The sequence below is a fragment of the Methylotenera sp. genome (assembly GCF_029945705.1).
Classification (GTDB): Bacteria; Pseudomonadota; Gammaproteobacteria; order Burkholderiales; family Methylophilaceae; genus Methylotenera.
Genome location: NZ_JAQSDC010000003.1, coordinates 21,557 through 40,849 on the forward strand (window position 1 = coordinate 21,557; position 19,293 = coordinate 40,849).

A 19,293-nucleotide genomic window follows, 5' to 3' on the forward strand; every position below is an offset into this window, starting at 1 on the left:
TTCGATGCTTAAACCACGTCGAAAAGTAGCATTTCAAAAATCTGCCTTTAACAACAGGCTCGTTATTTTGTGTAAATTTAGGCTTAGTGAATTATGACCACAATTGGCAATCGCTTGCAAGATATTCTAGCAATAATTCACTCAACTAGGTCTAGTAGTCAATCAAGGTCTACTAGTCTATATAATCAACCAGTGCAACTATTGGCGGTAAGCAAAGCTCAAACATCTCAGGCAATACGTGAAGCCTACATGGCAGGTCAAACCATGTTTGGTGAGAACTATCTGCAAGAGGCTTTAGACAAGCAAACTCAACTGAATGATTTAGCCATTGAATGGCACTTTATAGGGCCCATTCAAAGCAATAAAACACAACCGATTGCCCAAAACTTTGCTTGGGTTCATAGTGTAGATAGACTTAAAATCGCTCAGCGGTTAAATGATGCTAGGCCAGCTAACCTCTCGCCATTGCAAGTATGCATACAAGTGAACACGAGCAATGAAGCTAGTAAAAGTGGTGTTGTGCAAGCTGAGTTAATGGCACTAGCTACGGCGATTGTGCAAATGCCTCGTTTAAAGTTGCGCGGCTTGATGTCTATACCCGAGCCAAGCAAGGATTATAATAAACAGCGTAGCCAATTCAAACAAGTACGAGAATGTTATGATGCATTGCTAGCCCAAGGTTTTGCTTTAGATACCCTGTCCATAGGCATGTCTGATGACTACCAGGCAGCCATTGAAGAAGGCTCAACCATTGTTAGAATTGGCTCAGCTTTATTTGGCGCCAGAGTAGCTGGCCACAAAGCATTAGCATCTGAACTTACGTAATTGAGCTATAAAATTAAAACGGTAAAATTAAAACCATGCATTTAGGATGAATAAAAGAATGAAAATTGGCTTTGTTGGTGGCGGAAATATGGCTAAAGCTATTATTAGCGGCATGAAAAATAATGGTTTTGAGATGGCTGCCATCACAGTTCTAGAGCTTGATGCGCAAAAACGCACAGAATTAATCGCAGACTCTAATGTACGAACTAGCAACAACTATGACGAGATTCGCAACAGTGATGTCATTGTTTTGGCAGTTAAACCTCAGCAATTACGAGAAGTGTGCCTACAATTAACACCAATACTAGGCGCTCAACTTATTATCTCAATTGCCGCTGGCATTAGAAGTGCGAACATTTCACGCTGGCTGAACTATTACCAGGCTATCGTTCGCGTCATGCCAAATACGCCTGCACAAATACAAGCGGGTGTTTCTGCTTTATATGCCCTTGCAAGCGTGAGTGAAGAGCAACGTGAACAAGCCACGACAATACTTGCTGCCGTGGGCAAAACTCTGTGGTTAGATGATGAAACGAAAATGGATGCAGTCACTGCAATTTCCGGCAGCGGTCCAGCTTATGTATTTTATCTTATCGAAGCCTTGCAGGAAGCTGGTATTGGGCTAGGATTACACCCTGACGAAGCGCGGATGTTAGCTTTACAAACCTTTGCTGGTGCTGGATTGCTTGCCGCCCAGAGCGCGACTGATGTCAAAACTTTACGTGCGCAAGTGACATCGAAAGGTGGCACCACCGAACAAGGCATACTAGCGTTAGAGAATGCCAACATTAAAAATATAATGATGATTGCAGCGAAAGCCGCTGCCGATAAATCACGCACTTTAGGGGATGACCTTGCTAAGTAATGCACTTTTATTCCTCATTAAAACCGTATTAGATTTACTAACATTAGTATTTTTATTGCGCTTTTACTTTCAATTACTCAAAGTGCCGTTTCAAAACCAAGCCGCACAAATGGTGGTTTCTTTAACTAACTTTGCAGTAAAACCTGTACGCAAGTTCATCCCAAGCTTAGGCAAGCTAGATGTATCTACGCTGTTGCTTGGCTATTTGTGTCAACTAGTACTCACTGTAGGCACTTTATGGCTGAGTGATTACCCCCTACTGATAGTCGGAAGCGGCATTTGGTTAAAAATCTTCAGCATTGCAATTCTTGGCATCATTAGCATCAGCATCGCTATTTTCTTATATGCAGTGTTAATACAAGCGGTATTAAGTTGGGTTAATCCTTACACGCCAATTGCGCCTGTTTTAAATAAACTCACTAATCCCATTTTGAGCTTTTTGAGAAAATTTATCCCAGCTGCGGGCAATATAGACTTAACACCACTGATTTTCATTATCACGGCACAGTTATTGCTACTGACTATATTGGCTCCTTTGGAAAACAACTTGTTGAAATCAATAATAAGTTAATATTAGACAACATTATGAACATGCAACCTACCGAAAAAGTATCCGATCAGCAAGGTCTTGTGACCTCCAGCTTAAGTACAAAAATCACTGAATATAGTGAATGGCGTACAAGCCTGATTGCCACTATCGACGAGTATATCGACTGGTTAGGGCATGCAGATTCATTAGATGCGATACAAGAGCTAAGACTTTACGACATTAAAGAAATCTTAAAAAAAGATCAATTAGTGATGGCGTTCTTAGCGGAATTCTCGCGCGGCAAAACTGAAACGATTAATGCCCTGTTCTTTTCAGACTTCAATCAACGTTTACTGCCAAGCGCTCCTGGAAGAACCACCATGTGCCCGACGGAGATATTCTGGGATGCCCGCGAAGAACCTTGCATTAAGTTACTGCCAATTGAAACCAGACAAACTGACGACTCACTCACTTACCTAAAAACCACTTCAGATATTTGGCATAAGGTTCGTCTAGATGTTACTTCGCCAGATGCGATGAAAGAGGCCTTAAAAGCTTTAATTCAAAATAGAGAAGTTGATTTAGAAACTGCTAAGTCACTCGGTTTTTGGAATGAAAATGACCCAAGCATGCGTCGATTGCTTGCGGAAAAAGGTACTGTAGAAATCCCTGTATGGCGTCATGCTTTAATTAACTACCCTCACCCATTGCTTAGAAACGGCTTAGCCGTAATTGACACCCCAGGTCTTAACACCATGGGCGCAGAGCCAGAGTTAACGCTAAGCATCATCCCAAATGCACACGCGGTATTATTCTTAACGGCAACAGACACGGGCATCACCAAGTCTGATATGCAAATTTGGACAGAGTACGTTCAAAAACGCGCTGCGCACAAACTGGTCGTATTGAATAAAATCGATATTCTGTGGGATGGCCTTGAATCTGAATCAGAAGTTGATGCTCTAATACAAAAGCAAATACAAAGTACTGCGCGTGAATTAGGTTTGGATTCTCGCAATATTTTTGCAATGTCTGCGCAAAAAGCTTTAGTCGCCAAAATTAGAAAAGATGCAGCATTACTAAAACGTAGTGGCATTGGTGCTTTGGAAGACGCACTTGCCAACCAACTCATTGAATCTAAACATGAAATTTTAGGCCGCGCCGTGGTCACTGAATGTTCGAACATGATACGTTCATCGCGCAAAGTAGCGCAAATGCGCGTGACGACGATGAAAAGCCAGCTTGCTGACTTGAAAGAGATTCAAAACCAAAATCGTGATTCGTCCAAAGAAATTCTGGCGAATGTCGTGGCTGAGCGCAAACGCTATGAAGCCTCGGTGCTGACATTCAATCAAGGTAGCGAAAAGATTAAACGCCTAAGCGATAAACTTTTACGCCATTTGAGCCTTGGCTATTTAGATACTACCTTAGAACAAACCAAACAAGATATGGGCGATAGTTGGACGACTGTTGGTTTAAATAAAGGGATACGAAGCCTCACTAAATTAGCGATTAACTTAGCTGAAGAAATTAAATTTAAAGGCAATACAATTAAAAAGCATGCCGATGATCTGTATCACTTATTTTGGAGCAAGCATGGCTTTGAAAAAACTGAAGCGATAGAACTCGACATGAGTAGTTTCATTAGCAATATGCAATCTCTAGAAAAAATTACGAATGATTTTTGTACTGACCCCGTCAATGTATTAACGGAAAAGCACTTTTTAATTCGTAAGTTTTACTTAGGGCTAGGTGCGCAAATTCAAGCGAATTTTGAACAAGCACATTTAGAGTGTACTCGTTGGTTGAATGTCGTGATTGGCGAGCTTAAAACGCAAATCAGCTCACACAAAAAATCACTAGATAAACGCGCTGAATCATTGATGGAATCTCACAATAGCGCGGATAAGCTAATTAAGAATCTAGAGTCAACAGAAAAAGAATTTTTCAAACTATTACAACAATCTAATCAGCTGGATGCAATCTTACTAAAATTAATGAGATGTGCTAAATTTGATACATCCAAGCAGATTCCAGCCAGCCTCAATGCACCTAACTTAGAGAATAATGGCTTTACCAGGCCACCACTTCTTGCTGACGCACCGCATATTGGCCGCAGCATAAACTAAGCAAGGCATTAGGTAACTCACGCGCTATGTGATTAGTTACCGCTTCAAATACTACATCAAAATAATATCGAACGACTCTTGGCTGTAACTAGGCTCGACCAACAACGAGATTGGTTTACCAATAAAATCAGATAAATTAGCTAAGCTTTGCGACTCTTCATCTAACAACATATCAATCACTTTTGGCGCAGCTAATACTCGTAATTCACGTGCGTTAAACTGACGTGCTTCTCGTAATAATTCACGCAATATTTCATAGCAAACTGTTTGAGCCGTTTTCAACTCACCACGTCCTTGACAGGCGGAGCAAGGTTCACACAAGATATGTGCCAAGCTCTCACGCGTACGTTTACGCGTCATTTCAACTAAGCCTAGCGGTGTAAAACCATTCACTCCTGTACGCGAACGATCGCGCGCAACGGCTTTTTGTAGCTCCGCTAATACCGCAGCACGCTGAGTATCTTCATCCATATCGATAAAGTCGATAATGATAATACCGCCCAAATTTCTAAGACGTAATTGACGAGCGATGCATTGAGCAGCTTCTAAGTTAGTTTTAAATATCGTATCTGATAGATTTTTACCACTCACAAAACTGCCAGTATTCACATCTACCGTAGTTAAAGCTTCAGTTTGATCGAAAATCAAATAGCCGCCAGACTTGAGTTCCACTTTGCGCGACATGGCATGTTCGATTTCTTTTTCTATGCTGTACAAGTCAAATAATGGTCGCTCGCCTGAGTAATGCACTAGCTTATCTAATGCAGTAATCGCGTATAAATTAGCAAATTCCACCAGCTTTTGATACGTTTCACTCGAATCGATACGCACTGCCTGAGTATCGGCGCAAATCACATCACGTAGTACGCGCATCGGCAAATTCAAATCCTGAAAAACCAAAGCGCGGTCTGATGCTGTTTTATGTTTTGCAGAAATATGCGCCCAAGTTTTAGTTAGATAATCTACATCGGCTAACAATTCAGCATCAGTCGCTGTTTCAGACATGGTTCTAATAATATAGCCGCCCACTCTGTCTTCAGGTAACAATCCAACCAAACGTGCCCTTAGTTGCTCACGCTCAGCTTCATTCTCAATGCGTTGCGACACGCCGATATGATCCTGCTGCGGCAGGTAAACCAAAAAACGTCCAGCAATACTAATTTGCGTTGTTAGCCTTGCGCCCTTCGTGCCGATAGGCTCTTTAATCACCTGCACCATAATAGACTGGCCTTCATGCAGCACAGCCTGAATTGGCAACTGCGAATCAGATTGCCCACATTCAAATATATCGCCGGCGTGTAAAAAAGCTGCTCGTTGCAAACCTATTTCCACAAAGGCCGACTGCATGCCAGGCAAAACGCGACAAACCACTCCACGATAAACATTGCCGACCAAACCCAGCGAAGTGCTACGCTCAATTTGCAGCTCTTGCACTACGCCATTTTCCATCATGGCAATACGCGTTTCTTGGGGTGTTACGTTAATTAGGATCTCTTCACTCAATTTGTATTCTCTTTTAACTTTTATATAAACTATTTTTCTTGTGTTTAACTTTTAGTATTGAGCTATTTATTTACAAAACCGCTAAGTTAGCTTTTCTCAGCAACTCTGCTGTTTCAAAAACAGGCAAGCCCATCACACCTGAATAACTACCTTCAATTCGCTTAATCCACGCACCTGCTTTACCTTGTATGCCATAACTCCCTGCTTTATCTCTGGGTTCACCTGTCGTGATATATTGCTCAATTTGCGCCTCTGTTAGCGCCATCATTTCGACCACCGTAGTAGACAATACCACTTCAATTTGGTTGTTAAAAGCTAAAGCAACGGCGGTATGCACCTCATGCAAACTACCAGATAATGCGATTAACATATTGCGCGCATCAATATCATCCTCTGGCTTACCGAGCACAATACCATCCAATACCACCGTGGTATCTGCCGCTAAAACAGGATGGACCTGGTGCTCTATGGTTAATCGCTGCAAACAAGCTTGTGCCTTTTCGCAAGCTAATCTCGTGACATATTTTTCAGGTGACTCACCAGCAAGTTGCGTTTCATCAATATCAGCAGGCAACGATTCGCACCTCACGCCTAGCTGACTAAGCAACTCCACACGACGCGGACTGCGCGAAGCAAGATAAACAAATGGCAATGACTCTGGGTTCTGCATACTCAACTTTTCTTATTCAAACTTTTTTTAGCGACATCTGCTTTTTCAGCATAAGCACTTTAAATTAACTACACAGATATTAACAAAGCTTTGACTTAAAATGCTTTATTTATTCACAGTGAGTCAGTTCAGGTTAAAATACTAAAAATTTTATTGAAAAGCTAAACCATGCAATGGAAGCCACACGCCACCGTCGCGGCGATCGTAGAAGATAACGGAAAGTTCTTACTGGTAGAAGAAGAAACCGAGCGCGGCAACCGCTTCAATCAGCCTGCGGGTCACTTGGAAGATAACGAAAGTTTAATCGAGGCCGTTATTCGCGAAACGCTAGAAGAAACCGCTTATATATTCAATCCAGAAGCATTATTGGGCATTTACCATTGGAAACACGAACATAACGATACTACTTACTTGCGCTTTGCCTACATCGGCTCGGTAAGCAACCATCAACCTGAGTTAGGACTAGACGAAGGTATTATCCGCACGGTGTGGATGACTGCAGACGAGATTCGCAGCAATGCCAAGTTAATGCGTAGCGCGCAGGTCATTACTTGTATTGAAGATTACCTAAGCGGTCAAAAATTTCCACTTTCTGTAGTGACGCACTTATAAAATATAAAGTTTATGAACCTAAATAAATCAAACAAGAAACATGTGGTAGTCGGCCTCTCTGGCGGTGTTGACTCTTCCGTAACAGCCTTACTGCTCAAGCAGCAAGGCTATGAAGTGACGGGGCTTTTCATGAAAAACTGGGAAGACGATGATACCGATGAATACTGCTCTAGCAAGCAAGATTTAATTGATGCAGTTTCCGTTGCCGACAAAATCGGCATCGATATAGAAGCCGTGAACTTCAGCAAAGAATACAAAGACCGTGTATTTGATAATTTTTTAAGTGAATACAAAGCTGGGCGCACACCTAACCCAGATATTTTGTGTAATGCCGAAATTAAATTCAAAGCATTTTTAGACCATGCGATGGGTTTGGGCGCAGATGTCATCGCCACCGGCCATTATGCTCAAGTACGAGAAAACCCGCTCAAACCTGGCTTATTCCAGTTGATGAAAGCCGATGACGGTAGCAAAGATCAAAGCTATTTTTTACATCGTTTAAATCAAGCGCAGTTAAGCAAAACGTTATTTCCACTTGGGCAAATGCTCAAGCGTGAAGTACGTGAAATCGCGCGTAATGCAGGATTAATCAATGCTGATAAAAAAGACTCTACTGGCATTTGCTTCATTGGCGAGCGCCCTTTTCAAGAGTTTTTAAGCAAATATCTACCTCGCGAACCTGGTGAGATTAAAACACCAGAAGGCAAAACTGTAGGCAAGCATGAAGGTTTAATGTACTACACATTAGGCCAGCGCCAAGGCTTGAAAATCGGCGGTAGCCGCGAAAGCAACGGCGAGCCTTGGTTTGTTGCTGCCAAAGACATGGATAAAAACGAGTTGATCGTCGTACAAGGCCACCAACATCCATTACTACTTAACGATGGCTTAAAGGCCAGTCAACTCACTTGGATAGACGACGAAGAACCAATCACCAACTGGGTTTATGCCGCTAAAACACGTTATCGCCAACCTGATGCACCATGTGAAATTGACCGCTTAACTAAAGATGAAGTCGAAATTAAATTTGGTCAAAAACAATGGGCGATTACCCCAGGTCAATCTGCCGTAGTTTACGAAAGTAATGTTTGCCTAGGTGGTGGAATTATCACCACGGCAATTTAACTCCAATCTAGCTAAGTAAAAAAGAAAGGATTTTCATGCCGTTTGTAGGCTTAGGTTTACACTTTTTAATCGCGCTATTTTTTGCAATCCATGCGCTTAGAACTGGTCGCCAAATGTACTGGCTCATTATTCTGTTTTCGTTTCCGTTACTGGGTAGCCTTGCCTATTTTTTTGCAGAATACATGCCCGCCTCAAAGTTAAACCGTGGCGTTAAACAAGTCTCAAACATTGCACTCAGCCTGCTAGATCCTACTCGTGAGTTACGCGATGCAAGACAAGCTTTCGACTTAACACCCACGGTGCAAAACAGAATGCGCCTGGCTGCAGCACTTGATGGCGCAGGTCAACACAACGAGGCAGTGCAGCAATTTGATGCTTGTCTGAGCGGCCCCTTCGCGAACGATCCCGAGGTTTGTTTTGGTGCAGCAAAAGCAAAATTTCATAACAAGCAGCCACATTTAGCAATTGAATTGCTTTTAGATATTAGAACTAAACATACTAGCTTTAGACCTGAAGAACTCAGTCTAATACTTGCGCAAAGTTACGCTGCAAGCGAAGATAATACTAACGCTCGTATTGAGTTTGCTCATGCCGCTGATACATTTGGCTCACCAGATACGCGTGCGCATTACGCGCTGTGGGCAGCAAATACAGGTGATTTAGAAACCGCTAAAAATCTGAGAACAACATTAGAGAAAGACTGGCAGCACTGGAACAAACATACCCGCAGCTTGTATAGCGCTTTGTTTAGTGAGATTGATGCAGCATTAGCAAAAAAAGCCTCTTAACGTATTTGAGTGTAACGGTTAAGCTAACCGATTTATCCAAAACAACTTGTAAAACCTAAGTTAGAGCAAGATTCAGCCTTTTATTCGCAGATTCATGATCAAGTCAAAAGCTATAAAATTAGCTCGTTTATTCATGTAATTAGATTGCTGAGATTCAAATGGCTTACGTCTTTAAAAATGCAGAGGGAACAATCACCGCCAGCGCTTTAGAGAGTCTTGGTGCGGGTTGGGAATTTATTGAAAGTGATACTAAAGAATATATTGAGTTTTTAGAGAGCTCCTTAGCCGAAAGCTCGCCATTCCGTGAAAGTGATATTCAGTTAGCGCGGGTATTAGAGGATCTAATCTCTATCTTAATTGACCGTGGCATGGTGAGATTCACAGACTTTCCACCTGCTGCGCAAAAACGCTTGAATTACAGGCAATCTATGCGTAAAAAAAATCGGCTTTCAGGCATAGTGGATGAAAACCAAGATTTTATTTACTAGCTAGCACTAACCAGTTAGCCTGAAGAAAAGTTAATTTATTTAAGCAACTGGCATGCTACCTTTAAACGATGGACGTTTTAGTAAAGCTAATTGTAAGCGTTCTAAATTTGGATATTCTGCGGCCAAATTAATCACGCTAGAAAATCGCAAGTTTAAATAGCCCAACATACAACCCACAGCAATGTCAGCCAAACTAAAAGTACCATTGACGCACCAGTTACTTTTGCCAACACCCTCGGCTTTTCCTAAATCCTCATTCAGCGCCTTCAAACCACTGATGACCTTAGTCCATTGACGCTCAGTAAAGGCAGCATCTTGTTTTTCGGCAGATTTACGTTGCTCTAGCATCGTTGCAACTGCCGCATCACAAATACCATCCGCTAGCGCTTCCCAACGGCGCACTTTTACTTTTGCGTTTAAATCTTGTGGAATCAAATGCGCCAGTGGCGTGCGGTTATCGAGATACTCAACAATCACACGTGAGTCATACAAACTATCGCCATCTGGCAGCACCAATACTGGCACTTTGCCTAATGGGTTGTGTTGTTTAACTGGGCAATCTGGTGCACTCAAAACAACTTCTTGGAGCGTGACTTCAATATGCTTTTCAGCCGCGACAATGCGTACTTTTCTAGCATAAGGGCTATTAATGGTGTATAAAAGTTTCATATCAATTGTTTGTGCTTACTTTAAAAGGTGTATTAGTGATTGATAGGATTATAATTCAAACACTGCTTGGTTTATCAACGCATATTAATTATTCAAAAAAAGCGATATTTTTAGAGCAACAATCACTATTTAAATCATGACTTTATTTAATCAACATTATCCGCCAAATTCCGAGGCTTTTAAGCAACTGGTAATCAAGCAAGCTCAAGCTGCGTTGCAGGAAGACGTTGGTACAGGCGATCTTACCTCATTACTAGTGCCAGCTGAGCAACAGGTCACGGCAACGATTATCGCTCGGGAAACTGCGGTTATTTGCGGCACTCCATGGGTACAAGCTTGCTTTAACGAAATCGATACTAATGTCAAAATCAACTGGCAAGTGGCTGAAGGCGAAAGCGTTCAAGCCAATCAAGTATTGTGCGAAATCACCGGCCCTGCCCGTGCACTTTTAACCGCAGAGCGTTGCTCACTTAACTTCTTGCAAACGCTTTCAGCCACAGCGACTGAAACCCGCAAATATGTAGATGCCATTACAGGCACCCAAAGCCAAATTTTAGACACCCGCAAAACCATTCCAAATTTAAGATTAGCGCAAAAATATGCAGTAACCATCGGTGGTGGGCATAATCAGCGATTGGCTTTGTATGATGGCATTTTGATTAAAGAAAATCATATTGCCGCGGCTGGCAGCATAGCCGCAGTCATGGCACAAGCATTTGCGCTCAATTCAGGCAAGAGCATACAAATTGAAGTTGAAAATATGTCTCAACTGAAAGAGGCCTTAACCGCAGGTGCAACCAGTATATTATTAGATAACTTTAGTACCGAGCAGTTAGTTGAGGCAGTTAGTTTTAATCGCCAATCGGGAAAGCGCGCTGTATTAGAAGCTTCTGGCGGCATAGGCTTAAAGAACGTACGCGAAATTGCATTGACTGGCATAGATAGAATCTCGATTGGTGCGATTACCAAAAACGTCCAAGCTATCGATTTATCCATGAGAATCATTCATACTAATTAACGATATAAATAGATAATAAACGCGTAAAAGAGGATCACCAGCCAATGAGCAAACCGACTACTCTGAGTAATCCAAATGGCCGCCTTTCACTAGGCGATACGTTACGCATGCTGGTCAGTGACGGCATTGTGGATAAAACTCACGCGGAAAAGCTATACAAAGACCGCAAACTTGATTCGTCTAATCTGCATCCGTTGGTAGTGATTGGTGAGCAAAAATGGAAAGCGCTTAAGGCCCCAAATAAAGCAATCACAGTTGAATTCCTCTCAACATGGCTTGCCGAGCGCTCTGGTCTTGAGTACTACCATATTGACCCGCTTAAATTAGACTTTGGCTCAGCTGCTAAAATCGTCTCACAAGGTTATGCTGAGCGCTTAAAAATCATGCCTATTTCGGTCAAAAATGGTGAGGCTGTGATTGCCACGACCGAACCGTTTAGTACAGAGTGGATTGCCGACCTTGAGCGCGTACTGAAGATGAAAATCAAGCTAGTGATGGCGAATCCACTTGAGATTAGCCGTTACTTGCCAGAGATATACAATCTAGCCAACTCGATGAATGCGGCTGATTTAGCCAAAGCTGGGCAGATTGTTGGCGTACAAAACTTTGAGCAATTGATTGAACTTGGTAAAGATAAAAACCTAGATGCCAATGAGCAGCATGTGGTGAATATTGTGGACTGGCTGTTCAAATACGCTTTTGAGCAACATGCAAGTGATATTCACTTAGAACCACGCCGCGGCATGGGCATGATGCGCTTTAGAATCGATGGCGTGTTGCATCAAGTGTATCAATTACCGCCTAATATTATGAACGCCATCACCAGCCGCATTAAACTGCTCGGTCGTATGGATATGGTAGAAAAACGCCGCCCACAAGATGGCCGTATTAAAACACTGAGTAGCGATGGACAAGAAATTGAGCTGCGCTTATCCACCATGCCTACTGCGTTTGGTGAAAAACTGGTCATGCGGATTTTCGCGCCAGAGGTGTCGGAAAAAGGCTTCTTAGCACTCGGTTTTGCAGAAGAGCAAGCCGCCATTTGGCATGGTTGGACGAAATCACCTAACGGCATCATTCTAGTCACAGGGCCAACGGGCTCAGGTAAAACTACCACGCTTTATGCGACCTTACGCACACTTGCCACGCCAGAAGTCAACGTGTGTACGGTTGAAGAGCCGATTGAAATGGTAGAACCATTATTCAATCAAATGCAAGTACAGCAAAATATCGGCTTAACCTTCGCAGGAGGCATCCGCACACTGATGCGGCAAGATCCTGACATTATCATGGTAGGTGAAATTCGCGATTTAGAGACTGCCGACATGGCGATACAAGCGGCGCTCACAGGCCACTTAGTGCTATCCACCCTGCACACCAACGACGCACCATCCGCCGTTACGCGACTATTAGATTTAGGTGTTCCATCATACCTCATTCACTCCACCGTACTTGGCATCATGGCACAACGCTTAGTGCGCACCCTATGTACCAGCTGCAAAGTTCCTGAGCCGATTGAACAAAGTAAATGGGATGCACTCGTTGGTAACTTCAACATACCAAAACCAGCACATATCTATAAACCTGTAGGCTGTATGGAGTGCCGCAACACAGGCTTTAGAGGGCGCAGCGGCATATATGAAATGCTCACCATCACCCCAGCCTTACGTAAACTCATTACACCTGAAACCAACCTTGCTGAACTTACCAAACAAGCTTATAAAGATGGTATGCAACCACTAGTCATTAATGGAGCAGAGAAAATTGCCGCTGGCACAACGACCATTGAAGAGCTGATGAAAGTGGCTCCGCCGCTTGAGATTGAATAATAAAAAAGAACTAAAACACCAGTTCTGCAAGCCAATATCCATGCGGGTTGCAGAACATGCCACTTTAACTAAACTTTAGTGATAAAAGTTTAGGTGTTCTTAATATCAAGCCAACTTGCAGAAAATTCTCCAAGAATACTCAAATAAACATAGTCTTATCTCAAAAACAATGCGCCACCAACACTTTCATTCTTGACCAAATGGCCTCAAACCGTTAATCTATAGGGTTACCGAATAATGTATAAAATATAAAAAAATATTTTAATTAAAAGATTTATGGCAGATACTCCAAAAAACAGTAGTTCCAAACCACTAAGCTCTAAACCAATCACAGGCGCGGAGATTTTAATTCGCTGCTTGCACGAAGAAAACGTTGAGTTTGTATTTGGCTACCCAGGCGGCGCGGTGCTGCATATTTACGATGCTATTTATCATCAAGATAAATTCAAGCATATTTTAGTTCGCCATGAGCAAGCCGCACTACACGCAGCTGATGCTTACTCACGCTCTACAGGCAAAGTTGGGGTGGCATTAGTCACCTCAGGTCCAGGTGCTACTAACGCGATTACTGGCATTGCTACCGCTTACATGGATTCAATTCCTATGGTGATTATTAGTGGGCAAGTGCCTACTTACGCCATTGGGGAAGATGCATTCCAAGAGTGCGACACAGTTGGTATTACTCGCCCCTGCGTAAAACATAACTTCTTGGTTAAAGACGTAAAAGACATTGCGGCCACCATGAAAAAAGCGTTCTACGTAGCAGCAAGTGGTCGCCCAGGGCCTGTTTTAGTGGATATTCCAAAAGATATTACGGCTGATCTATGCAAATTTGAGTACCCAGAAAGCGTCAGTTTACGTTCATATAATCCTGTGACTAAAGGTCATTTAGGACAAATTAAAAAAGCGCTCAAACTACTTGCCGAAGCGAAACGCCCGATGGTGTATTCAGGCGGCGGCGTCGTTTTGGGCGATGCATCAGCACATTTAATCAAGCTTATTCAGTCTATGGGCATTCCTATCACTAGCACCTTGATGGGACTAGGCGGATTCCCGGCATCTGATGAGAAATTCTTGGGCATGCTTGGCATGCACGGAACATATGAAGCCAATATGGCGATGCAAGAATGTGACGTACTGTTGGCTGTTGGTGCGCGCTTTGATGATCGCGTGATTGGCAATACCAAACACTTCTTATCAAATCCACGTACGATTATTCATATTGATATTGACCCGTCGTCAATATCAAAACGTGTAAAAATTGATGTGCCTATCGTTGGTGACGTTAAATCTGTACTTGCAGATATGAACGAGCTGATTGAAACTGAAAAGGCTTCAAATCAATTCGTGCAAAACACCAACGCGCTAGCGGCATGGTTTAAACAAATTAATGCTTGGCGTAGCAAAAAATGTCTAGATTTTGCACAAAGCGATGAGTTTATTAAACCGCAATACGTTATTCAAAAGCTACATGAAGTGACTAAGGGCGAAGCTTTTGTGACGTCAGATGTAGGCCAACATCAAATGTGGGCGGCGCAATATTACAAGTTTAATGACCCTCGTCGTTGGATTAACTCTGGCGGCTTAGGCACCATGGGGGTTGGCTTGCCCTATGCCATGGGCGTGCAATTTGCGCACCCAAATGCGCAAGTAGCTTGCGTCACAGGCGAAGGCAGTATTCAAATGAATATTCAAGAGCTTTCAACTTGTGCGCAATATCATTTGCCAATTAAAGTCATTATGCTTAACAACCGCTACTTAGGTATGGTGCGTCAGTGGCAAGAGTTTTTCTATGAGAATCGTTATTCAGAGTCTTATATGGATAGCCTGCCAGATTTCGTTAAATTGGCCGAAGCTTATGGTCATGTGGGCATGCAAATCACTAAGCCTAGCGACGTAGAAGGCGCATTGAAAGAAGCTTTTGATATGAAATCGCGCTTTGTGTTCTTAGATTTCATCACCGACCAAAAAGAAAACGTATTCCCAATGATACAAAATGGTAAAGGTTTGTCTGAAATGATTTTAGCCAGTGATATTGGTGCGGAGGACTTATAATGACGACTAACGCTCCACGCCATATTATTTCGCTACTCATGGAAAACGAAGCTGGCGCGCTATCACGCGTAGCAGGTTTATTTTCAGCGCGCGGCTACAATATTGAGTCACTCACAGTCGCGGCAACAGAAGACCCAACATTGTCTCGCATGACCATAGTCACTTCAGGTTCTGAAGCGGTGATCGAACAAATTATTAAACAGTTAAACAAGCTCATTGACGTTGTAAAAGTGCTTGATTTAAACGATGGTAAATTTATCGAGCGCGAATTAATGCTCGTAAAAGTCAAAGCAACGGGTGCGTTTCGTGAAGAAATGAAACGCATGTGTGATATTTTCCGTGGTCGTATTATCGATGTGGCCGACGGCAGCTTTACTATTGAGCTTACCGGCTCAGGCACTAAGTTAGACGCCTTTATTGAAAGCCTAGATAAAGCCGCAATTTTAGAAACAGTACGTACAGGCGCTTCTGGCATAGGCCGTGGCGACCGCATTTTAAAAGTTTAAGCAAAACAGGTTATAAAAATCTCTCTATAATTTATTCAGCATTTGCATTGAAAGGCAGTAAAAGAAATGAAAGTTTATTACGACAAAGACGCAGACCTTAATTTAATCAAAGGCAAAAAAGTGACCATCGTAGGTTACGGTTCACAAGGTCACGCGCATGCGGCAAACCTTAAAGATAGCGGCGTAAGCGTCACTATCGGCCTTCGTAAAGGCGGCAGTTCATGGGCTAAAGCGGTTGCTGCAGGTCACACTGTTTTAGAAATTAAAGAGTCAGTTAAAGATGCTGATGTTGTGATGTTGTTATTGCCTGATGAAACGATGGCACAAATCTATGCAGCCGAAGTTGATGGCAACATGAAACCAAGTGCGGCTTTAGCATTTGCACACGGTTTTAACGTTCACTATAACCAAATCACACCACACACTGGCCTAGATGTCATTATGATTGCACCAAAAGGCCCAGGCCACACTGTGCGTTCAGAATATCTAAAAGGCGGCGGCGTACCTTCATTGATCGCTGTTTATCAAGATGCTTCTGGCAAAGCGAAAGACCTTGCATTATCTTACGCTGCTGCAAACGGTGGCACTAAAGGTGGCGTGATTGAAACTAACTTCCGTGAAGAAACTGAAACTGACTTGTTCGGCGAACAAGCGGTGTTATGTGGTGGCGCTGTTGAATTAGTAAAAGCGGGCTTTGAAACATTGACTGAAGCTGGCTATGCGCCTGAAATGGCATACTTTGAGTGCTTACACGAATTGAAATTGATTGTAGATTTAATGTATGAAGGCGGCATTGCCAACATGAACTACTCAATCTCAAACAATGCTGAATACGGTGAATACGTGACTGGCGAGCAAGTGATCAATACTCAAGCACGTGCTGCGATGAAAGAATGTTTAGCTAACATTCAAAATGGTAGCTACGCAAAACGCTTCATTTTAGAAGGTCGTACAAACTACCCTGAAATGACTGCACGTCGTCGTTTAAATGCACAACACCCAATTGAGCAAGTAGGTAGCCAATTACGTGCAATGATGCCTTGGATTGCTAAAAACAAATTAGTTGATCAATCTAAAAACTAGTTTTAGTTAGCTAAAAAATTAAAAGGGCAAAACGTTTGACGGTTTGCCCTTTTTTTATGAATTTCAATAGAAATATGCGTTCCCAAATAAGGTTAGCTAAAGATGAAGATGGCCGTGCTTTTACAATACATATTACCCAAACAGTCAATTACTGCCCTTGCAGGTAAATTGGCTCACTATCATGGGGGCAATTTAACCACATCAGTCATCAAGTGGTTCGTAAAGCGTTATCAAGTTAATATGGCTGAAGCGGCTAATCCTGACATCACATCCTATAAAACCTTCAACGAATTTTTTACACGCCCTCTCAAAACTGGCGCGCGACCAATTGCTCAGGTTGATTTTATTTGCCCTGTTGATGGTGCAATTAGCCAATTTGGCGGGATTGAAAAAGACCAAATATTTCAGGCAAAAGGCCACACATATTCTACAACGGCCTTGGTTGGTGGCGATAAAGCATTAGCAGGTAAGTTTGAAAGTGGACATTTTGCTTGCTTGTATTTAAGCCCCAAAGATTATCACCGCATTCATATGCCTTGTGATGGCATATTAAAAAGTATGACTTATGTACCAGGCGCTTTATTCTCGGTTAACCCAACCACAGCACAAGGCGTACCTGGATTGTTTGCCAGAAACGAACGTGTCGTATGTGAGTTCACTTCAGTGCAATATGGTAGCTTTATCATGGTATTAGTCGGCGCGACTATTGTTGGTAGCATGGCAACTGTTTGGCATGACGCGAACAATGGCATCATCAATCCACCTCGCACAGGTAAAACTAAAACTTGGAAGTACGATGACAAAAACATCAGCCTGAAACAAGGTGAAGAAATGGGCAGATTCTTACTTGGCTCTACCGTAGTGATGCTGTTTGAAAAGAACGCGTTGCAATTTAATGCTAATTGGCAGCGTGCAAAAACGATCCGCCTAGGTGAATTGATGGGCAATAACAAATAGAAATTAACAAAAAAGCCTGCAATGAGTACACAGCTGGCTTTTTTGTTTTATAGCTAATTACTTAATATGCTTATGATGCAAATGTGGCGCTAACTCATTCAGTGCTGACTCATACACGCCGCGCTTAAACTCAATCACATCTTCTAATGGCACCCAATACTCGCTCCAACGCCATGCATCAAACTCTGGATGCTCGCTTGCACGCAACGACACATCGCTATCTCGTCCTAGCATGCGCAATAAATACCAAATTTGCTTTTGGCCTTTGTAGCTGCCGCGATACTCACGCTTAATCCAAGTTGAAGGCACTTCGTATCTAAGCCAGTCTTTGGTACGACCCAAAATCTGTACGTGCTCAGGCTTCAGCCCTACCTCCTCCATCAGCTCACGATACATGGCCTGTTCTGGACTCTCACCGTGGTCAATACCCCCCTGCGGAAACTGCCAAGCATGTTCGCGGATGCGCTTACCCCAAAAAACCTGATTGTTGGCATTACATAAAATAATGCCAACATTCGGGCGAAACCCGTCTCGATCTAACATAACGTTTTACTGCCTAAATTATTTAATACGATTTTTTCATATTTTGAGTATTTTTGAAAGCAGCCATTTGAGTATAATAGCTAAGCCTATGAAAATACTATCAATTAAATTTTTGAAAATGAATCAATTTTTCGCTCTTTTGATGATTTGCGCATTAACGTGCACGCTCACTACAGCTTGCCAAGCCGCCATCAAACCAGCACATGCAAACTTGGCCTATATTACGAATCAGGGCGAAGACTCTGTATCTGTCATTGACACCTCAACTAACCAAGTTACTAGCACGATCAAGGTTGGTAAAGCACCTGTGGGAGTTGCCGTTTCAGCTAAGTTAAATCGCACTTATATTTCAAATGTAGAAAGCCAAGAAATTTCGATTATCGATACGCAAAACAACTCTGTAGTAGAAACCATAAAAATCAAAGGTTCCCCTGTCGGTTTAGCATTATCGCCAGATAGTAAGACGCTTTATGTTGCTGATTGGTTTGATAATCGCGTATTAGCTATTAATACGAGTAAAGACCATACGACAAATGAAGTGAGTGTAGGAGATGCGCCAGCTGGTATGGTCGTCAGCCCAAATAACAAATGGCTGTACATCGCCAATCGTGACAGTAACGACATTGCAGTGATTGATACGGCGACGCTTACCATCAAAAAGCGCATTCCAGTAGGTAAGCACCCTTTTGGGCTTGCTCTCAGCCGAACAGGTTTATGGTTAGTCAGCGTGAATGTAAAAGAAGATACAGTGAGTATCATTAACACCAAAACTAATGCGGAGTACAAAGTGAAAGTAGGCTATCACCCCTATTGCGCCGCACTCAGTTTAGATGGAAAGAAACTCTATGTGAGCAATACGCAAGATGACAGCATTACCGTAATCAACATGTCTACACGCAAAGCCATCGCCACTATTAATGTTGGCAATACACCAGAGGGTATAAGTTTAGATAATGCCAACAACCGTGCTTACGTTGCCAATTGGGGCAGCAATAGCGTGAGCGTGATTAACACTGAAACCAACCAAGTAGTGGAAATCATCAAAACGGGTGACAAAAGTCGTGCATTCGGGCAGTTTGTTTTAGTACGTTAATTCAAAAGT

Annotated in this window: 19 protein-coding genes; 15 read left to right on the plus strand and 4 right to left on the minus strand. The window is 42.6% G+C overall.

What is annotated here, in order from left to right:
• Positions 1–93 precede the first annotated feature (93 nt).
• The 4 genes from PSU78_RS00730 to PSU78_RS00745 are packed head-to-tail and all read left to right on the plus strand — an operon-like array spanning position 94 to position 4,348.
• Positions 94–825 (plus strand): YggS family pyridoxal phosphate-dependent enzyme, encoded by a 732-nt coding sequence (locus PSU78_RS00730; protein ID WP_300382771.1) that lies wholly within the window; start codon positions 94–96, stop codon positions 823–825.
• A gap of 58 nt (positions 826–883) precedes the next feature.
• Positions 884–1,690: a pyrroline-5-carboxylate reductase gene (gene proC / locus PSU78_RS00735; protein WP_300382774.1), complete on the plus strand. Its 807-nt coding sequence runs from the start codon at positions 884–886 to the stop codon at positions 1,688–1,690.
• Positions 1,674–2,261 (plus strand): YggT family protein, encoded by a 588-nt coding sequence (locus PSU78_RS00740; protein ID WP_300382777.1) that lies wholly within the window; start codon positions 1,674–1,676, stop codon positions 2,259–2,261. Before proC ends, PSU78_RS00740 begins: the two co-directional genes overlap by 17 nt.
• Positions 2,262–2,275: 14 nt before the next feature.
• The gene (locus tag PSU78_RS00745) at positions 2,276–4,348 is read left to right on the plus strand and encodes a dynamin family protein (RefSeq protein WP_300382780.1); all 2,073 of its coding nucleotides are present in this window, start codon (positions 2,276–2,278) and stop codon (positions 4,346–4,348) included.
• A 51-nt stretch (positions 4,349–4,399) separates the two neighbouring features.
• On the opposite strand, the gene rng is transcribed toward PSU78_RS00745, so the two are convergent.
• Positions 4,400–5,851: a ribonuclease G gene (gene rng, locus PSU78_RS00750; protein WP_300382783.1), complete on the minus strand. Its 1,452-nt coding sequence runs from the start codon at positions 5,849–5,851 to the stop codon at positions 4,400–4,402.
• Between the two features lie 70 nt (positions 5,852–5,921).
• Complete coding sequence (locus tag PSU78_RS00755; RefSeq protein ID WP_300382786.1) at positions 5,922–6,521, minus strand: nucleoside triphosphate pyrophosphatase; 600 nt, start codon at positions 6,519–6,521, stop codon at positions 5,922–5,924.
• A gap of 168 nt (positions 6,522–6,689) precedes the next feature.
• Here PSU78_RS00755 and PSU78_RS00760 point away from each other — a divergent pair, with 168 nt between their 5' ends.
• The 4 genes from PSU78_RS00760 to PSU78_RS00775 all read left to right on the plus strand — a co-directional run bounded on the left by PSU78_RS00760 (position 6,690) and on the right by PSU78_RS00775 (position 9,531).
• Positions 6,690–7,133, plus strand: coding sequence for an NUDIX hydrolase (locus PSU78_RS00760; protein ID WP_300382789.1), 444 nt, complete (start codon positions 6,690–6,692; stop codon positions 7,131–7,133).
• Positions 7,134–7,145: 12 nt separating this feature from the next.
• Positions 7,146–8,255: a tRNA 2-thiouridine(34) synthase MnmA gene (gene mnmA, locus PSU78_RS00765; protein ID WP_300382792.1), complete on the plus strand. Its 1,110-nt coding sequence runs from the start codon at positions 7,146–7,148 to the stop codon at positions 8,253–8,255.
• Positions 8,256–8,290: 35 nt separating this feature from the next.
• A complete protein-coding gene (locus tag PSU78_RS00770; protein WP_300382796.1) occupies positions 8,291–9,043 on the plus strand; it encodes a hypothetical protein in 753 nt (250 codons plus the stop codon).
• Positions 9,044–9,201: 158 nt separating this feature from the next.
• A complete protein-coding gene (locus PSU78_RS00775; RefSeq protein WP_300382799.1) occupies positions 9,202–9,531 on the plus strand; it encodes a hypothetical protein in 330 nt (109 codons plus the stop codon).
• Between the two features lie 39 nt (positions 9,532–9,570).
• Here PSU78_RS00775 and PSU78_RS00780 read toward each other — a convergent pair whose 3' ends face one another.
• Positions 9,571–10,200: a glutathione S-transferase N-terminal domain-containing protein gene (locus tag PSU78_RS00780; protein ID WP_300382802.1), complete on the minus strand. Its 630-nt coding sequence runs from the start codon at positions 10,198–10,200 to the stop codon at positions 9,571–9,573.
• Between the two features lie 136 nt (positions 10,201–10,336).
• On the opposite strand from PSU78_RS00780, the gene nadC reads away from it, so the two are divergent.
• The 6 genes from nadC (at position 10,337) to asd (ending at position 17,648) form a co-directional block, all read left to right on the plus strand.
• Positions 10,337–11,218, plus strand: a complete 882-nt coding sequence (nadC, locus tag PSU78_RS00785) for a carboxylating nicotinate-nucleotide diphosphorylase (RefSeq protein ID WP_300382805.1) — start codon at positions 10,337–10,339, stop codon at positions 11,216–11,218.
• Between the two features lie 44 nt (positions 11,219–11,262).
• The gene (locus PSU78_RS00790; RefSeq protein ID WP_300382808.1) at positions 11,263–13,047 is read left to right on the plus strand and encodes a GspE/PulE family protein; all 1,785 of its coding nucleotides are present in this window, start codon (positions 11,263–11,265) and stop codon (positions 13,045–13,047) included.
• Between the two features lie 276 nt (positions 13,048–13,323).
• Positions 13,324–15,102, plus strand: a complete 1,779-nt coding sequence (locus PSU78_RS00795) for an acetolactate synthase 3 catalytic subunit (protein WP_300382811.1) — start codon at positions 13,324–13,326, stop codon at positions 15,100–15,102.
• The gene (gene ilvN, locus PSU78_RS00800) at positions 15,102–15,608 is read left to right on the plus strand and encodes an acetolactate synthase small subunit (protein WP_300382814.1); all 507 of its coding nucleotides are present in this window, start codon (positions 15,102–15,104) and stop codon (positions 15,606–15,608) included. Before PSU78_RS00795 ends, ilvN begins: the two co-directional genes overlap by 1 nt.
• Before the next feature lie 66 nt (positions 15,609–15,674).
• Positions 15,675–16,691: a ketol-acid reductoisomerase gene (gene ilvC, locus PSU78_RS00805; RefSeq protein ID WP_300382818.1), complete on the plus strand. Its 1,017-nt coding sequence runs from the start codon at positions 15,675–15,677 to the stop codon at positions 16,689–16,691.
• Positions 16,692–16,793: 102 nt separating this feature from the next.
• Complete coding sequence (gene asd, locus PSU78_RS00810) at positions 16,794–17,648, plus strand: archaetidylserine decarboxylase (RefSeq protein ID WP_300382820.1); 855 nt, start codon at positions 16,794–16,796, stop codon at positions 17,646–17,648.
• 57 nt (positions 17,649–17,705) lie between these two features.
• On the opposite strand, the gene PSU78_RS00815 is transcribed toward asd, so the two are convergent.
• Entirely contained in the window at positions 17,706–18,191 is a 486-nt protein-coding gene (locus PSU78_RS00815) for an RNA pyrophosphohydrolase (RefSeq protein WP_300382823.1), read from the minus strand.
• 118 nt (positions 18,192–18,309) lie between these two features.
• Here PSU78_RS00815 and PSU78_RS00820 point away from each other — a divergent pair, with 118 nt between their 5' ends.
• Positions 18,310–19,284: a YncE family protein gene (locus PSU78_RS00820; protein ID WP_300382826.1), complete on the plus strand. Its 975-nt coding sequence runs from the start codon at positions 18,310–18,312 to the stop codon at positions 19,282–19,284.
• The last annotated feature ends 9 nt before the right edge of the window (positions 19,285–19,293 follow it).

Coding starts and splice junctions, on each gene's coding strand:
- PSU78_RS00775 (WP_300382799.1), top strand. CDS start 9,202: ATGGCTTACGTCTTTAAAAATGCAGAGGGAACAATCACCGCCAGCGCT.
- PSU78_RS00730 (WP_300382771.1), top strand. CDS start 94: ATGACCACAATTGGCAATCGCTTGCAAGATATTCTAGCAATAATTCAC.
- PSU78_RS00770 (WP_300382796.1), top strand. CDS start 8,291: ATGCCGTTTGTAGGCTTAGGTTTACACTTTTTAATCGCGCTATTTTTT.
- PSU78_RS00760 (WP_300382789.1), top strand. CDS start 6,690: ATGCAATGGAAGCCACACGCCACCGTCGCGGCGATCGTAGAAGATAAC.
- PSU78_RS00745 (WP_300382780.1), top strand. CDS start 2,276: ATGAACATGCAACCTACCGAAAAAGTATCCGATCAGCAAGGTCTTGTG.
- nadC (WP_300382805.1), top strand. CDS start 10,337: ATGACTTTATTTAATCAACATTATCCGCCAAATTCCGAGGCTTTTAAG.
- PSU78_RS00820 (WP_300382826.1), top strand. CDS start 18,310: ATGAATCAATTTTTCGCTCTTTTGATGATTTGCGCATTAACGTGCACG.
- mnmA (WP_300382792.1), top strand. CDS start 7,146: ATGAACCTAAATAAATCAAACAAGAAACATGTGGTAGTCGGCCTCTCT.
- PSU78_RS00740 (WP_300382777.1), top strand. CDS start 1,674: ATGACCTTGCTAAGTAATGCACTTTTATTCCTCATTAAAACCGTATTA.
- PSU78_RS00780 (WP_300382802.1), bottom strand. CDS start 10,200: ATGAAACTTTTATACACCATTAATAGCCCTTATGCTAGAAAAGTACGC.
- ilvC (WP_300382818.1), top strand. CDS start 15,675: ATGAAAGTTTATTACGACAAAGACGCAGACCTTAATTTAATCAAAGGC.
- PSU78_RS00815 (WP_300382823.1), bottom strand. CDS start 18,191: ATGTTAGATCGAGACGGGTTTCGCCCGAATGTTGGCATTATTTTATGT.
- asd (WP_300382820.1), top strand. CDS start 16,794: ATGAAGATGGCCGTGCTTTTACAATACATATTACCCAAACAGTCAATT.
- proC (WP_300382774.1), top strand. CDS start 884: ATGAAAATTGGCTTTGTTGGTGGCGGAAATATGGCTAAAGCTATTATT.
- ilvN (WP_300382814.1), top strand. CDS start 15,102: ATGACGACTAACGCTCCACGCCATATTATTTCGCTACTCATGGAAAAC.
- PSU78_RS00795 (WP_300382811.1), top strand. CDS start 13,324: ATGGCAGATACTCCAAAAAACAGTAGTTCCAAACCACTAAGCTCTAAA.
- PSU78_RS00755 (WP_300382786.1), bottom strand. CDS start 6,521: ATGCAGAACCCAGAGTCATTGCCATTTGTTTATCTTGCTTCGCGCAGT.
- PSU78_RS00790 (WP_300382808.1), top strand. CDS start 11,263: ATGAGCAAACCGACTACTCTGAGTAATCCAAATGGCCGCCTTTCACTA.